Annotated in this window: 16 protein-coding genes; 8 read left to right on the plus strand and 8 right to left on the minus strand. The window is 31.4% G+C overall.

Features of this window, described 5'->3' with window-relative positions; translation table 11 throughout:
- Positions 1-15: 15 nt before the first annotated feature.
- From IEV77_RS09870 to IEV77_RS09900, 7 genes are all read right to left on the minus strand, one after another.
- Positions 16-423, minus strand: coding sequence for a nuclear transport factor 2 family protein (locus IEV77_RS09870; protein ID WP_188464291.1), 408 nt, complete (start codon positions 421-423; stop codon positions 16-18).
- Positions 424-1,359 (minus strand): UDP-3-O-(3-hydroxymyristoyl)glucosamine N-acyltransferase, encoded by a 936-nt coding sequence (locus IEV77_RS09875; protein WP_188464293.1) that lies wholly within the window; start codon positions 1,357-1,359, stop codon positions 424-426.
- Between the two features lie 5 nt (positions 1,360-1,364).
- Positions 1,365-1,931, minus strand: a complete 567-nt coding sequence (gene efp, locus IEV77_RS09880) for an elongation factor P (protein ID WP_188464295.1) — start codon at positions 1,929-1,931, stop codon at positions 1,365-1,367.
- Between the two features lie 80 nt (positions 1,932-2,011).
- Positions 2,012-2,797, minus strand: a complete 786-nt coding sequence (gene lpxA, locus IEV77_RS09885; protein WP_188464297.1) for an acyl-ACP--UDP-N-acetylglucosamine O-acyltransferase — start codon at positions 2,795-2,797, stop codon at positions 2,012-2,014.
- 28 nt (positions 2,798-2,825) lie between these two features.
- Positions 2,826-4,232: a bifunctional UDP-3-O-[3-hydroxymyristoyl] N-acetylglucosamine deacetylase/3-hydroxyacyl-ACP dehydratase gene (locus IEV77_RS09890; RefSeq protein WP_188464299.1), complete on the minus strand. Its 1,407-nt coding sequence runs from the start codon at positions 4,230-4,232 to the stop codon at positions 2,826-2,828.
- Positions 4,219-5,247, minus strand: a complete 1,029-nt coding sequence (gene lpxD / locus IEV77_RS09895) for a UDP-3-O-(3-hydroxymyristoyl)glucosamine N-acyltransferase (RefSeq protein WP_188464302.1) — start codon at positions 5,245-5,247, stop codon at positions 4,219-4,221. The genes IEV77_RS09890 and lpxD overlap by 14 nt, the downstream gene beginning before the upstream one ends.
- Before the next feature lie 24 nt (positions 5,248-5,271).
- Entirely contained in the window at positions 5,272-6,501 is a 1,230-nt protein-coding gene (locus IEV77_RS09900; protein WP_188464304.1) for an HD domain-containing protein, read from the minus strand.
- 37 nt (positions 6,502-6,538) lie between these two features.
- On the opposite strand from IEV77_RS09900, the gene porX reads away from it, so the two are divergent.
- From porX to IEV77_RS09925, 5 genes are all read left to right on the plus strand, one after another.
- On the plus strand, positions 6,539-8,092 hold the full coding sequence (gene porX / locus IEV77_RS09905) for a T9SS response regulator signal transducer PorX (protein ID WP_188464306.1): 1,554 nt from the start codon (positions 6,539-6,541) through the stop codon (positions 8,090-8,092).
- A 92-nt stretch (positions 8,093-8,184) separates the two neighbouring features.
- Positions 8,185-8,589, plus strand: a complete 405-nt coding sequence (gene tsaE, locus IEV77_RS09910; RefSeq protein WP_229736641.1) for a tRNA (adenosine(37)-N6)-threonylcarbamoyltransferase complex ATPase subunit type 1 TsaE — start codon at positions 8,185-8,187, stop codon at positions 8,587-8,589.
- A 271-nt stretch (positions 8,590-8,860) separates the two neighbouring features.
- Positions 8,861-9,400, plus strand: coding sequence for a hypothetical protein (locus IEV77_RS09915; protein ID WP_229736642.1), 540 nt, complete (start codon positions 8,861-8,863; stop codon positions 9,398-9,400).
- A gap of 61 nt (positions 9,401-9,461) precedes the next feature.
- Positions 9,462-10,661, plus strand: coding sequence for an alanine dehydrogenase (locus tag IEV77_RS09920; RefSeq protein ID WP_188464310.1), 1,200 nt, complete (start codon positions 9,462-9,464; stop codon positions 10,659-10,661).
- Between the two features lie 58 nt (positions 10,662-10,719).
- Complete coding sequence (locus IEV77_RS09925; RefSeq protein WP_188464312.1) at positions 10,720-11,091, plus strand: hypothetical protein; 372 nt, start codon at positions 10,720-10,722, stop codon at positions 11,089-11,091.
- 52 nt (positions 11,092-11,143) lie between these two features.
- On the opposite strand, the gene IEV77_RS09930 is transcribed toward IEV77_RS09925, so the two are convergent.
- Positions 11,144-12,652: a T9SS type A sorting domain-containing protein gene (locus IEV77_RS09930; protein ID WP_188464314.1), complete on the minus strand. Its 1,509-nt coding sequence runs from the start codon at positions 12,650-12,652 to the stop codon at positions 11,144-11,146.
- Between the two features lie 434 nt (positions 12,653-13,086).
- Here IEV77_RS09930 and IEV77_RS09935 point away from each other — a divergent pair, with 434 nt between their 5' ends.
- The 3 genes from IEV77_RS09935 (at position 13,087) to IEV77_RS09945 (ending at position 16,801) form a co-directional block, all read left to right on the plus strand.
- Positions 13,087-14,181 carry a glycosyltransferase family 4 protein gene (locus IEV77_RS09935; RefSeq protein ID WP_188464316.1) on the plus strand — a complete coding sequence of 365 codons (1,095 nt, stop codon included), beginning with the start codon at positions 13,087-13,089 and terminating at the stop codon, positions 14,179-14,181.
- 13 nt (positions 14,182-14,194) lie between these two features.
- Entirely contained in the window at positions 14,195-15,526 is a 1,332-nt protein-coding gene (gene murJ, locus IEV77_RS09940; protein ID WP_229736643.1) for a murein biosynthesis integral membrane protein MurJ, read from the plus strand.
- Positions 15,527-15,679: 153 nt separating this feature from the next.
- Entirely contained in the window at positions 15,680-16,801 is a 1,122-nt protein-coding gene (locus IEV77_RS09945) for an O-antigen ligase family protein (protein WP_188464318.1), read from the plus strand.
- The last annotated feature ends 1 nt before the right edge of the window (position 16,802 follow it).

A 16,802-nucleotide genomic window follows, 5' to 3' on the forward strand; every position in this document is an offset into this window, starting at 1 on the left:
TATTTATAAAGTGTTTTAAACTTTAATTTCAGAAAAAGAATTAGCTTCGATGGCATCATCATCTGCTAATTGACTTATTTGATATCCTCTAAATAGTTTTCCGTCTTTTATTTCCCAAATAGTAATATAATGAACTAGAGGAATTTCTTCATCTTGATTTTCAATAGTTCTGGCATAAACAGTATGTCGAACGGTAACAAAATTATCCTCTACTAAAATGACACTTATTTCATTTCTCAAGGATACATAACTATCACTGATACTTTTATAATATTCTAAAATATCATTATATTTTAAAATTCTAAAGTACTTCGTACTATTCCAGTGTAATTCACAGTCTTTATGATAGAACTTTTCAACTAAATCTAAATCTTTAATTATATTAGAATTATGAAAATCTTTGATTATTTCTTTAGGGCTCATTTATTTAATTTTTAATTTCTCTAAAATTTCCGGAATTTTTCTAATTGAAGCTATTTCTTTATATTTAGATCTAAAATCATCAGCCGGAGTACCAAAATAACTTTTACCTCCTTCAAGAGATTTACTAACCCCAGATTGCGCCGAAACAACAGCTTTAGTTCCAATAGTAATGCCACTGGTAATACCAACTTGTCCCCAAATGGTTACTTCATCTTCAATAATAACACAGCCTGCAATTCCAACTTGTGACGCAATTAGACATTTTTTGCCAATTACTGTATCATGACCAACTTGGATTTGATTATCAAGTTTAGAACCTTCACCAATAGTGGTGTCTGCTGTTACCCCTTTATCTATAGTGCATAATGCACCTATATCGACATTGTCTTTAATAACAACACGTCCACCAGATTTTAATTGATCAAAACCATCTGGTCTTTTCTTATAATAAAAAGCACTTCCTCCTAAAACAGTTCCGGCATGAATTATGACATTGTTTCCAATAACAGTATCATCGTAAATACTTACATTAGAATGAATGACACAATTATCTCCAATAATGACATTGTTTCCAATAAAACAATTTGGTTGAATGATGGTGTTTTTTCCAATTTTAGCTGAAGTCGAAATAGCTGCGTTGGAAGACACGAAAGGCTTAAAGTGTTGTGTTAACTTATTAAAATCTCTAAACGGATCGTCGCTAATTAACAAAGCTTTCCCTTCTGGACATGCTACTTCTTTGTTGATTAAAACAATGGTAGCAGCAGACTCTAGGGCTTTGTCGTAATATTTTGGGTGATCTACAAAAACGATATCTCCAGCCTCTACAACATGAATTTCGTTCATGCCTAAGACTTGAAAATCGGTATCGCCAATAAATTGACAATCTATAAGTTCTGAAATTTGTTTTAAAGTATGTGGTTTAGGGAACTTCACTGTGCTTATTCTTTAACTCTTTCTTTGTAAGTTCCTTTTTCTGTTTCAATTTTAATTTTGTCCCCTTCATTAATAAACAAAGGTACATTTACTTCTGCTCCAGTTTCAACTGTTGCAGGCTTTGTGGCATTGGTAGCCGTATTTCCTTTAATACCAGGTTCTGTATGTGTTACTTCAAGCACAACACTAGCAGGCATATCTACTGAAAGTGGCATATTGTCTTCTGAATTAATAAGAACAGTTACTATTTCACCTTCTTTCATTAAATCTGATCTATCTAAAGCCGCTTCAAGTAAACGGATTTGAGTATAATCTTCCGTATTCATAAAATGATAAAATTCTCCATCATTATATAAAAACTGAAATTTATGAGTTTCCACACGTACATCTTCTAATTTATGTCCAGCCGAAAAGGTATTGTCTAATACTTTTCCATTGGTAACACTTTTCATTTTTGTTCTAACAAAAGCAGGGCCTTTTCCTGGTTTTACATGTAAAAATTCAATTACTTTATAAATGTCGTTATTATACCTGATGCATAATCCGTTTCTAATATCACTAGTTGTAGCCATTTTATTGTTTGCTTTTTGTTGTTAGTTCCTCCTTTGCTTAAATCTTTGGAAGGTTAAATGCTCAATTTACTATAATTAAATCAATTAGATTTAAAATATCCTTTCATAATACCGCGATGTGAATTCTTGATAAATTGAAGAATTTCATCTCTTTCTGGCGTTGCTTCCATTTCAGCTTCAATTAAATCTGAAGCCTGGGTATTATTATAATTTTTTTGATATAATATTCTGTATATATCTTGAATTTCTCTTATTTTTTCAGTTGAAAATCCACGTCTACGCAAACCTACCGAATTAATACCTACATAAGATAAGGGCTCACGACCTGCTTTAACAAATGGTGGCACATCTTTTCTTACTAAAGATCCTCCTGTTACAAAGGCATGATTACCAATAGAGCAAAATTGATGCACAGCTGTCATTCCAGCCAAAACTACATAGTCTCCAATATTTATATGTCCAGCGAGCGTGCTGTTATTAGAAAAAATACAATTGTTACCCACAATACAATCGTGTGCAATATGGCAATAAGCCATAATTAAGCAATTGTCACCAATAACGGTTTTCATTTTATCTGTGGTTCCTCTATTAATAGTTACGCACTCTCTAATAGTTACATTGTTTCCAATAATGGTCAAGGTATCTTCGTCATCAAACTTTAAATCTTGTGGAACAGCTGAAATAACGGCTCCTGGAAAAATATTGCAATTTTTCCCAATGCGAGCACCTTCCATAATAGTAACATTACTCCCTATCCAAGTGCCTTCACCTATAATTACATTGTTGTGAATGGTAGTAAATGGATCTATAACAACATTTTTTGCTATTTTAGCTCCAGGATGGACGTAAGCGAGTGGTTGATTCATTTATTTTAAGTTTTATTTACTTACATTATTATTTAACTTTCGCTATTTGAGCCATTAACTCAGCTTCTGCACATAATTTTCCATTGGCATACGCATAGCCTTGCATGTGACAAATACCACGACGTATTGGCGTAATTAAATCACATTTAAAAATTAAGGTATCTCCAGGAACTACTTTTTGCTTAAATTTTACATTGTCTATTTTCATAAAAAATGTAAGATAGTTTTCAGGATCCGGAACCGTGCTAAGCACAAGTATTCCTCCTGTTTGAGCCATAGCCTCCACTATTAAAACTCCAGGCATAACGGGTGATCCAGGGAAGTGTCCCGCAAAAAACGGCTCGTTCATGGTCACATTTTTCATACCAATAACTCCAGAACTTGTTAATTCAAAAATTTTATCGATTAATAAAAATGGTTGTCTATGTGGCAACATATCCATTATTTTATTAACATCCATTAAAGGCTCTTGATTCAAGTCTATATTAGGTACGTTGTTACGTCTTTCGTTTTTAATAAGTTTAGACATTTTTTTTGCAAATTGTGTATTTACAAAATGACCAGGCTTATTGGCAATCACCTTTCCTTTTAAACGAATTCCAATAAGTGCTAAATCTCCTAAGACATCCAATAACTTATGTCTAGCAGCTTCATTTGGGTAATGAAGGGTTAAATTGTCTAGAATACCATTAGGTTTAACGGCAATATTATCTTTATTAAAAGCAATTTTTAATTTTTCAATAGTTGACGGTGAAATTTCTTTATCGACATAAACAATGGCATTATTTAAATCGCCACCTTTAATCAATCCATGATCTAAAAGCATCTCTAGTTCATGCAGAAAGCTAAACGTTCTAGATTCTGAAATTTCAGCTTTAAAATCTGAAATGGTTTTTAAAGTCGCATTTTGGGTTCCTAAAACCTTAGTTCCAAAATCTACCATGGTAGTAATTTGATACTCGGTTGAAGGCATGATTAAAATTTCGCTACCTGTTTCTTCATCTGTATATGAAATAACATCTGTAACCACATATTCTTCTCTAAAAGCGTCTTGCTCTACTACTCCAACTTTCTCCAATGCTTCTACAAAATACTTTGAAGAACCATCCATTATAGGTGGCTCGGAAGCATTAAGTTCAATAATTACATTGTCTAAATCCAAGCCAACCAAAGCTGCTAACACATGCTCTGATGTTTGAATGGTAACCCCATTTTTTTCTAAACAAGTACCTCTTTGAGTATTAGTAACATAATTAGCATCAGCTTCAATTACAGGAGTTCCTTCAAGATCTATACGTTTAAATGCAAAACCTTTATTTTCGGGAGCTGGCTTAAAAGTTAAAGTCACATTTTTCCCTGTATGCAAGCCAACACCATTCAAAGAAATTGCTTTTTTAATGGTTTTTTGTTTAACTTCAGTTTTAATTATTGCCATCTACTTTTTTTTCTAATTCGATTATATTTTTTACAATTTTTGGAAGATTCTTAAAATGAACATAAGATTTATTCCAATCGCTATAATTAAACGAAGGAGAGCCTTGCAAAACCTCGTTGTCTTTAATGTTTTTTCCAATTCCAGACTGCGCCTGAATTTTCACATTATTACCAATAATTAAATGACCTGCAAATCCAACTTGTCCTCCAATTATGCAATTTTCGCCAATTTTAGTAGAACCAGCAATTCCTGTTTGAGCAGCAATGACTGTATTCTTACCAATTTCAACATTATGAGCGATCTGTATTTGATTGTCTAATTTAACACCTCTTCTAATTATAGTAGAACCTAAAGTTGCTCTATCTATAGTTGTAGCGGCGCCAATATCTACAAAATCCTCTATAATAACGTTTCCTGTTTGAGGTACCTTATTATATTCTCCTTTTTCATTTGGCATAAAACCAAATCCATCAGCTCCTAAAATAACTCCAGAATTAAGAACACAGTTCGTACCAATTACGGTTTCAGAATAAATTTTAGTTCCAGCAAAAATAATAGTATCATTTCCAATAACCACATTATCGCCGATATATGTATTGGGATATATTTTCACATTATCTCCAATTTTTACATTTTCTCCAATGTATGTAAAAGCTCCGATATAAACATTAGCACCATAATTTGCAGTGCCAGAAATAAACGAAGGGTTTTCAATACCAACTTTATTTAACTTCACCATATTATAGTATTCTAATAATTTAGAAAAAGACTTATAAGCATCTTCTACTCTTATAAGCGTTGTTCCTAAACCGCTTTCTGCCACAAAAGTTTTATTAACTATTGTAATCGAGGCTTTTGTAGAATATATATATGCTTGATATTTAGGATTAGCAAGAAAAGTTAAAGACCCTTCTGTACCTTCTTCTATCTTGGAAAGCTTAGTAACTTCAACATCTGGATTGCCCTCAATGTCTCCATCCAATATTCCTGCTATTTGTTGTGCTGTAAATTTCATTCCAGCAAAAATAGGAAAAAAGTGCTAAAGTTTTTCTTTAGGGTAGCAGATATAATATTTTGTAACTGTTTTTGAGAGTGCTTTTAAATTTAATTGGTCTGAAGCTTTAATTATATCCTGAATTTTTCCGTTTTTGTATAATATATTAATATGTTGATTTTTTATTTGATAAGCTTGATTAGAAACCTCTCCAGTAAACACAAAATAATTTGCTTCTTCTCTACTAATAGGATAAGTCTCCATTAATTTTTGAATATGTACTTGGAGTTTTTCTTTTTTTATCTTTTTGTTTTTTAATTTCACTTTTAGCAAATCACGATTAATAAGCATATCGCATAAATTCTTTAAAACAAAATCATCATGAAACTGCCATTCCTTCATGGCTGAAACCACATCGTAATCATCTAACCTTGCAAAAGTATCTAGGGTTTTACTATCAAAATTCTCCAATGTTATTTCTCGAGTTAAGAAAAACTGTAAGGCTTCACTAGCTTTTAAGGTAACACCTTGTTCTGTAAGTTCTTTGGCACGTTTTAATACCCGAATTAAAAGTTGTTCGGCAGCCAAACTGGTTTTATGTAGATATACTTGCCAATACATAAGCCTTCTGGCAACTAGAAATTTTTCGACACTATAAATGCCTTTTTCTTCAACAACCAATTCGTTATCAACCACATTAAGCATGGTTATTAAACGTTCACTATTAATATTTCCTTCAGACACACCAGTATAAAAACTATCACGTTTTAAATAGTCCGCTCGATCCATGTCTAATTGGCTAGAAATTAACTGACAAAGGAACTTTCTTGGGTATTCACCTTTAAACACTTGAATTGCTAGAGTTAAACTTAAGTTAAAGTCTATATTGAGTTGTTCCATAAAAAGCAGTGAAATCTCTTCATGTGAGACCCCATTTACAATGCTATGCTCCATAGCATGAGAGAATGGACCATGTCCAATATCATGCAATAAAATGGCAATATAAAGTGCTTGTTCTTCGTCTTCTGAAATGTCAATCCCTTTAAAACGCAGGACATTAACAGCTTTTTGCATTAAATGCATACAACCCAAAGCGTGATGAAATCTGGTGTGATGTGCACCGGGATAAACCAAATAAGACATGCCCATTTGCGAAATTCTTCGCAGGCGTTGAAAATATTTATGCTGAATTAAATCGTAAATTAACGAATTTGGAATAGTAATAAATCCGTAAATTGGGTCGTTAAATATTTTGAGTTTGTTTTGCACAATCAAGCTTTAGTCTTTGACATTAATATATAAACAAATATACATGAACAATATAAATATTCTTTGGGTTGACGATGAAATTGATTTACTAAAACCACACATCCTCTTTCTTGAAAAGAAAAACTATAAAGTTACCACTTGCAAAAGTGGTACGGAAGCTTTAGATATTTTAGACGACACCAATTTCGATATTGTTTTTTTAGACGAAAACATGCCTGGTTTAACGGGTCTTGAAACTTTAAATGAAATTAAAGAGAGACGTGATACACTTCCAGTAGTTATGATTACTAAAAGTGAGGAGGAATATATTATGGAAGAAGCTATTGGTAACAAAATAGCCGATTACCTTATTAAGCCCGTAAATCCGAATCAAATACTATTAAGTCTGAAGAAAAATTTAGATCATTCTAGATTGATTTCAGAAAAAACCACTTCGAACTACCAACAGGAATTTCGTAAAATAGCTATGGATTTAAGTATGGTTAACAGCTATGAAGAATGGGTTAGTTTATATCAAAAGCTTATTTATTGGGAAATTCAGTTAGAAAACATAGAAGATCCTGGAATGTTTGAGATTTTAGAATCTCAAAAAAATGAAGCTAACACACAGTTTGGAAAGTTTATAGATAAAAACTACCCTAGTTGGTTTGAGCCACATACAGATGCTCCCACCCTTTCTCATACTTTATTTAAAAATAAAATAGTTCCAGAATTAAGTAAGGAACAACCAACACTTTTAGTGGTTATTGATAATTTAAGATATGACCAATGGAAAGCCTTCGAACCAATAGTTAACAACTATTATAAGAAAGCTTCTGAAATGTTATTTTATAGTATTTTACCAACAGCCACGCAATACGCAAGAAATGCCATATTTTCTGGATTAATGCCAAGTGATATGGAGAAACTTCATCCAAATTTTTGGAAAAACGATACAGATGAAGGAGGTAAAAATCTTCATGAAGAAGATTTCTTGATAGCACAATTGAAACGCTTAGGACTTTCCCATTTAAAAATGGAATACCATAAAATAACTAATTTAAAAAATGGAAAAAAATTAGTTGACAATTTTAAATCACTAAAAGACAACGACCTAACCGTGGTAGTTTACAATTTTGTTGATATGTTATCTCATTCTAAAACTGAAATGGATGTGGTAAAGGAATTAGCATCCAACGATAAAGCTTATCGATCTTTAACTCAAAGTTGGTTTAAAAATTCCCCTTTACTGGAAATGATTCAACAAGCACAACAAATGGGCTTTAAATTAATATTGACTACAGATCACGGTACCATTAATGTGAAAAATCCATCGAAAGTTATTGGAGACAAGGAAACCAGTTTAAACTTACGTTATAAAACAGGTAGAAGCTTAACCTATGAGAGTAAAGATGTTTTAGTTGCCAAAGACCCAAAAAGCATCCACCTACCTACCATTACTATGAGTAGTTCGTTTATTTTTGCAAAAGGAGATTTGTTTTTTGCTTACCCAAATAACTACAATCACTATGTTAGTTACTACAGAGATACCTATCAACATGGTGGCGTTTCTTTACAAGAAATGATCATTCCTTTTGTAGTCATGAATCCTAAATAAACCCATGTAACGCAAAAATATCCGACGAAATACCTAATTTTTTAGTTTTTTAAAATTATTATTCCTATTATTGTATGCTTAATTCAAGTAGTTTGAACATTGATTATAGTTTAAATGAGTTACCAATTGTAGCTAAACAACTTCTAGAGAACCTAAAAAGTAAAACTATTTTGCTTTATGGAGACATGGGAGTTGGCAAAACTACCTTAATAAAAGAATTTGTTAAGGCTCTTGGGAGTTTGGACGAAGTTAGTAGCCCAACTTATTCTATAGTTAACGAATATGAATTAAAAGATGATAAAGTTTTTCATTTTGATTTATATAGACTAAAAGATTTAGATGAAGCCTATAATATTGGAATTGAAGATTATTTAGACTCTAGTAACTGGATTATTATTGAATGGCCAGAGTTAATTGAAGATTTAATTACAGATAATTACCATTGTGTTTATTTATCCTTAAAAGACAAGAACACAAGACATATAATTTTAAAATAAGTGTTTAACGAGTAAAAAAAACGAGACTAACAACCAATATCTACCAAAAAAGAGGGTCGATTACGGAAAAACCGTAACGAAAAAATGCGAAATCGCTGTTTTTAACATAATTTTAACATTTAACCCTTTTAACATACTAGCTACTCACATACATTTGGGGTATTAATTAATTAAATCCCTTAAATTATGAAGACTAAAAAGTATGTAATTGCAATTGCAATTTTCGGTGGAATGTTTTTCACAGCACAAGCAGCAAATTTATTCCAACTAAATGAAGACGCACCAAAAATTGAGAGAAGAGCTTACCCAATTCCGTCACACGGATAAGAAAAGCCTTATTATAGGGAGTATAGTAGCTACAATTTTAGCTGTTACACCTTATCTTTTTTATTTATACGAAAGTGTTCCTGCTACGCAAGTTTGGGACACTTTTTTATTTACGTTTGACGCGGGTAAATTGGAAAATGCCAATTATGTCATGTGGCTAATTACCGGAAAAGCATTGCCATTATTGTTTTTATTAATTTGGTTCTTTACCTGCAGACATTGGTGGTACCATGTTATTTTAGTGCCTACTATTATGTACGCCTTTCAAATTGTAGCTATTTTTTATGACACTACTTCTCAAATTGATGAATTACAATTAATGTATTATTTCCCATTAATGGCGATAATAATACCAACCATCTACCTTATTAGAGCAAGAATGTTTGATAAATTAAATACAGCCAACAAATCAATGGAAGAGCTTGAAGAAGAGTTTATGATCAAGCCAAAAAATGTATGGGATAAGATTAAACAATATTTTTAAATTCTATTTCTATCATTCAAAAATTTATTCGTAATTTGACTAATCTTATAACGAGTCCATTATGTCTAAAGCTTTAACGCCATTTACCAAACAACAATTACTTCCTCAAGAAGAAACGCTAGAAATCTTTAGTCGTAAAGGCGAACTATTTATTGGAATCCCAAAAGAAACAGCTTTTCAAGAAAAACGAGTTTGTTTAACACCAGACGCAGTTTCTGCTTTGGTTAATAATGGTCATCGGGTTTTAATGGAATCTGGTGCTGGAATTGGCGCACATTTTTCAGATAAAGAATACAGCGAGGCTGGAGCCGAAATAACCAAAGACACAGCAAAAGTTTATGGTTGTCCTATGATTTTAAAAGTAGAACCCCCTACTCTAGATCAAATAAATCTAATAAATCCACAAACCATATTAATTTCAGCTGTCCAGTTAAAAACTCAAACAAAAAAATATTTTGAAACTTTAGCTACCAAACGTATTACAGCTTTGGCCTTCGAATTTATTAGAGATGAAACTGGTGCCTATCCTGCCGTTCGATCTTTAAGTGAAATTGCTGGAACTGCATCAGTACTTATTGCTTCAGAATTATTAAGCAATGTAAATAATGGTAACGGACTAATGTTTGGAAACGTTTGTGGTGTTCCTCCAATTGAAGTCGTTATTATAGGTGCAGGAACCGTTGGCGAATTTGCTGCCCGAAGTGCGATTGGACTTGGAGCCAATGTAAAAGTGTTTGACAATTCAATTACTAAATTAAGACGGATTCAAGTTAATTTAGGAAAAACCTTTTACACATCTACTTTGCAGCCAAAAAACTTAAGCAAAGCTTTAAAACGTTGCGATGTGGTTATTGCTGCTGTAAGAGGAAAAAACAGATCTCCAATTATTGTGACAGAACCTATGGTTGCCAATATGAAAAACGGCTCCGTTGTTATTGATGTAAGTATTGATATGGGCGGATGTTTTGAAACGAGCGAAGTGACATCTCATAAAACACCCACTTTCACCAAACATGGTGTCATCCATTATTGTGTACCAAATATTCCTGCACGTTATTCTAGAACAGCTTCAATTTCAATTAGTAACATCTTTACTCCTTATCTTTTGAAAATTGCAGAAGATGGTGGCTTAGAAAATTCCTTACGTTTTGACAAGGGTTTAAAAAATGGGTTGTATTTTTACCACGGAATTTTAACTAGTAAACCTGTTGGTGAATGGTTCGATTTAAAACATAGCGATATTAATTTGCTTATTTTTTAATTTCAATATTCGTAAAAAAACCAACATCATTCCACAAAAAATCTTTAAGTACACTTAAATGAAATTATTACATCGTGTTGGCTATTATCTTGGCGGATTTTCTATCGGCTTAGTCATATTGGCTTTTTTTTTAAATGGTAAAAAAGTATCATGCGATTATGGTCCTGATGCCAGAGTTTTAAAAAATATTAATTTAAAACAAATTCGTTTTTCTGAAAATATTGAAACTGCTATTTTAAATAAAAAAATCGATTCCCTCGAAATTAGAGGACTTTTAAAATACGGAGATATTGATTTTTCTAATAGTGATACGAGAAAAAAACCATGTGGCATTTATGCTATTGAAGGGGAAATTAATGAAAAAGAAATTCTCCTAACTGTTGAAAACTGTGACAGTATAGCTACCATAAAAGATATTTCTTGGCCATAAAAAAAGCCTGAAAATTTAATTCCAGGCTTCATTCATAAAATTTATAACTAGTCTAATTCAAAATAATTCGTTTTGTAATAGATCCATTATTTTCAGTTTGAAAAGACAATAAGTAAACTCCTGAAGGTAAACTTTCTAGGTTTAAACTCTTTTCGTTAGAATTCATCTCTTCGTTTCTAATTACTCTTCCAAGCATGTCGTATAACTGAATAGATTTAACAGCAATGTTTCCATTAAGTTTAATTTGAACTAATCCGTCTGAAGAAGGATTTGGGTAAACCAAAATATCGTTAGAAGCTATGGTTTCGCTATTTTCTATACTTAGAGTAGATTGCGCCTCTACAACAAAAGATGGTGGATGTGCTTCTGTAAAATCGTTATTCCAGTTACTTGCAAACATCACTTTGCTCCCATCTCTATTAGGAACTGCATGTGCTTGATGACCATATCCAGCATCTTCGTCTGTATGATGGATTCCAAATCTTTCAATAGTATCAGAACCGTCTAACTTAATAGCAAATATTTCTTTAAAGCCAATTGTTTCGCAACAACCTTCACTTACATAAGCCCATCCTGGTCTATTGTTATTTCTAGTACTAACATGACCATTCCAAATACCATAACCTTGAGTATAGTGAAACATAGGAGTTACATTAACATCAGATAGTCTGATAGATTTCATATAATAATCATTATCACGCATTTCGTTATCTGCAAACGTTACAAATACGTCGTCTCCATTAGTATCAATACCCAAATCACCATGATTAATAATGTCATTTAAATGTCTTCTATTGGTTAAATCAATATTCATTACTTTAATTCCTTGCTCATCTCCCGTTCCACTTACCCCGTAACACGTAACAGCATATTGTCCAGATTGACTTACAGAAAACCAATCTAAATCGGCAGAACCAATATATGTAGAAGCAACTATAACATCTTCTTCAATATTATAAACAATTAAAGTTTGGTTATTACCATTCTCTCCAATAAGACCAATATATTTATCATCTGTAGACATATTTCCTTCACTGTTACCATATTCAATTTCAGAATAGTCACTAAAAGTATGTAAGGTTTGTCTATTATTTGTAGTAACATTAAAGCTAACAAGTTTGTTACCAGAAGTTCCATACATTAAATTAGGGTTCGTATTTGCCCATGTTGCAGAACTTGGAATACTAGACCAATAAAGGAATTCGTAAGTTTCTGCATCTAAAATGGCCGCTGGATAGCCTGCCAGTTTAATTAAGGAACCATCTGAGTTCCAAGGTTGATCTTTAGAATAATGGTGTCTTAAGTTAAAAGCTGTAGTTCCAAACTCATCAGCATCACTAATTCTTTTAAAACTATTACCAAATTCATTAGTATTTGTCTCTAAATAATCTGGTGCAGCACTTGTGGGACTTTGGTAAGATTCATATTGAATATCACTCAACAGAACAGATGTAGGATAGGTCTGAGCAGATATAATTAAACTGAAAAATAAAAAATAAATTAAAAAGACTTTCTGAAAATTCTCATGCTGTGAGAATTTTCTAACATATAAATGTTTCATACTTAAGGGTTTTGCTATTAATTTTTGCTAATCTATTAAAATGATGCTTATAAAATTGCTTAAAAAATAAACTAATCGTTAAAATACATTAAATTTGTAATATTTTTACTACTTAAAATGTATTTTGTAGTATTAATTTGACTTTTAAACGGTTTGTCGATCGACGAACTGCATCTTAATAGGCATCGGGTTTATATACGGGTACAAATCGGTTTTGGATTTTTTCAATTAAAAAAATTAATTAACAGGTTATGAACAATTTAAGCTTCATAAAACTTCTCCTACAAAACTTAATCCTACACTTTACATTGTAAAAAGGTTACTTCATCTAATTAATTATAGAGAACTATTATTAGAATAAAAAAATACATATTTTTAAAACTTGAATGAAAGCGATATCAAGCTTTAATAATATTATATAACCTTTTTTTAAATTGAAAAAATCGATTGCTTTTGTTTTACCAAATTTAAATGCTGGAGGAGCTCAACGCGTAATTAGCTCTTTGGCCAATTTACTTATTAAAGAATACCATGTTTTAATTGTAGTACATTATAAATGTGAGCCATTTTACAAACTAAACTCCAATATTAAAATAAACTATTGTCAACTTCAATATAACACCAACACCAATAAACTTCATTCGCTTACCAATAATTACAGACTTGTTAAAAATCTAACAAGAATTCTAAAGGAACATAAAACAGATATAGCCATAGCCTTCTTACCTGCCACAAATATTTACACCATACTTGCTTCGAAATTTGCTAAAATACCATGTATTATAAGTGAAAGAGCCAACCCTGAACTTTTCCACATCAATGCGTTTTGGCATACGGTAAGAAAACTAGCCTACCCTTTTAGTAGCCGTTTGGTAGTACAAACTATAGGAACAAAAAATTATTTTAAAAAATATAGTAAGTCTGAAATTGAAATTATTAAAAACCCTTTAAACTCCGACTTACTAAATAAAAGAGATGTCTTAATTCCGAAAGAAAACATTATTTTAAATGTTGGTAGATTAATAGAGATTAAAAACCAAGACCTTTTAATCCGAGCTTTTTCTAATATAAAGCATGGGAACTGGAAATTGATTTTAGTAGGAGATGGAGATAGATATGAAAGCTACAAAAAGCTAATTAGTTCTTTAAAAATGGAAGAACATATTATATTGGCTGGAAACATTTCAGATGTTTCAGAATATTACAATAAAGCTAAAATATTTGCTTTTACTTCAAAACATGAAGGCTTTCCAAATGTTATTACTGAAGCCATGTCTTTTGGTTTGGCATGTATCTCTACTGATTGCCCATTTGGTCCATCAGAATTAATAAAGAATAATGAAAATGGATTCCTAATTCCTGTAGGAGATCAAAAAGCATTAGAAATTGGTTTAACAGAACTTATTAATAATCCTGAGCTTCGTAATGCTTTTAGTGAAAAATCATCTCTATCTCTTCAAGCTAACAATCCTAATGAAATAGCGAGTCAGTGGTCTACCTTAATTAACAAACTAATAGAAAAACAATAAACAAAAAATATTTTTGAAAGTTAAAAACAAAATAACAACCTTATTTCATTCACTTAGAAAAAACCCAATGGTTATTAATATAATAGCTGTTGCTGTTATTACTCTATTTGTAAAAGGTTTTGGTTTTTATAAAGAAATAGTTGTTGCAAGTAATTTTGGTCTATCAGAATTGTTAGATACTTTCCTTATAGCTTCTTTGGTTCCTGGTTTTATTTATCAGGTTTTTTTAAGTGCTTTCAAATCTGTTTTTATACCCAATTATATCCTAGAACAAAAAACTGATAGATCCATCAGCTCTTTCCAAGCTACTAGTTTTATTGTAACGATATCTACCACTGTTTTTTTTATGATTTTGGCGTATTTATTTACAAATACCTACTTAGAATTATTTTTTCCAAATCATACCGAAACTTATTACGCTTTAATTAAAGTGCAATTTTATTATTTATTACCATGCATTTTATTTTGGGGGCTCTCATCTCTCTTGAGCGGCTTGTTAAATATTCACGATGAATTCAAATACTCAACCATTTATCCTGTTTTTACTTCTATTTCTATGTTGATTTTACTCCTTTTCTTTAAGGACGTTTTTCAAGAAAGAGTTTTAGCTGTAGGATTACTAATAGGTAGTATTCTAGAATTTTCATTTTTATTGATTGTCTCAAAGTACAAAAAAATCATTCAATTAAGTAAGCCAGATTTTAAAACTGAAGGTACCAAGCTTATGTTCAATCAACTTCCTGCAAAAGTGAGTTCTGGGTTTTTAACAGGCTTAATACCTGTAACAGACCAATATTTTGCGGCTCAATTGATTGTAGGCTCCATTGCCGCATTAAATTATGCCATAAAAATCCCTGCATTCCTAATTGCAATTGCTGTTATGGCTTTATCAAGGGTATTATTACCACATTTTTCTAAATTAATTGCAAACAACAAACAGGAAGCATCAAAACAGCTAAAAAGGATGCTGAAATTTGTATTTATTTCTTTAGTTATTATTATTATACCTGTCATATTTTTTTCAGATTTTATAGTTCAATTTATATTTGAACGAAACCAATTTACTTCTGAAGACACATTACTAGTTTCAAAATTACAAGTAATACTGCTAATTGGCGCACCATTTTATATTTGCGACAATATCATTGTTCAATATTTAACAAGCCTTAATAGAAACACATTTATGGCATACGTTTCTTTTGGAAGCATGACTTTAAACATTATTCTAGACTTTGTTTTCTTAAAATTTTATGGGATTTTTGGAATAGTGCTTTGTACTTCCACCATATACATTGTAAGGAGTTTGGTGCTTTTAAACTATGCTAATAAACAAAATAAAATTTAATATGACATGTCATGGTACTTAAACATCCATTTTGGAAGCTTATTTTTTGTAAATTAAAAAACTAGATTGTAAAGCATTAAAAAACAAATAGTCATACCCTTTAGCAATTAGAATCTAACTAAACAGATCTATATGCCTTTTTTTATTTAAAAAATGAAAATAATAAAATACATATTATTATCCATTACACTACTAAATTTAGTGTCTTATAGCAAAGATATTTTTGGGTCTGGCGCCGGAAGTTTTACCAGCGCTCTGTTTTTTGTCTTAATTATAGTCTATTTTTTTATTAGCCCAAAACCTAAATTGGTCATTACCTTTATTATACTAGGGCTTGCATACTACGTGATTTCCGGAATTAATTATACTGGAGAAACAAGAGATTTTTTCATTGATGCTTTAAAATATTTCATTTTCATTATAGGTATTGTGTATCTGGCTAAAGAGACAACCAGTCTAGAACTAGGCATTTTTGCATTTATTGGAGCTATGAGCATTTTAATAAATGCTGTAGTTTTTCCAACAGTTTACGGGCGCTACGGAGGTTTATACGTCAACCCAAACAATGCCGGAATTGTTTGCCTTATCGCATTTTCTTTAACTTTTGCAATTAAAAACACCTTCCTAAAATTAACGCTACAATTATTAATTGTCACCGCTGGAATTATGACACTCTCTAGATCTTTTATTCTACTTCTCGTGTTAATTAATATTATCGCAATAATTGCAAACAGAAAAAACAGCATTAGTCTATTGGCCGGTTCGACAGCGGTTGTAGTGGTTTTAACAGTGTCGTCCATGTTTAATCTAAATACGCTCAGGTTTACAGCATTTCAAAGTATTTTCGAAGGAAATCATGTTGAAACTAAAACCATTACACAAAATTCCAGAAATGAAACTTGGGCTTTATATACCGATTTAATTTTGGACAACCCTGTTGTAGGAGTTGGTTATGGTGCCTTACAAGGCATCAGTAGAACAAAATATTCAAATGTGCCCTTTGGAGTACATAATACCTTTTTAATGGTAATTGGAGAATCTGGGATTATCCCCTTTTTACTAATTATAATTATTTATATTTATCTCTTGTTTAAAAGTTTTAGACAATTGAAAACCAATCCAGAATATGCTTATATTGCTACCATTCTCGTGACGTTTTTATTTGTGTCTCATAATTATTTCGATAATTATCTGATATTATTTACATCCATTTGGCTCTATCAAAGAGTTACAGATGAATCTAAAAATCTTAACAACATGACATTAAATCCTTAAA

Origin of the sequence: Xanthomarina arctica, assembly GCF_014638915.1 — a bacterium.
GTDB classification, from domain to species: domain Bacteria; phylum Bacteroidota; class Bacteroidia; order Flavobacteriales; family Flavobacteriaceae; genus Xanthomarina; species Xanthomarina arctica.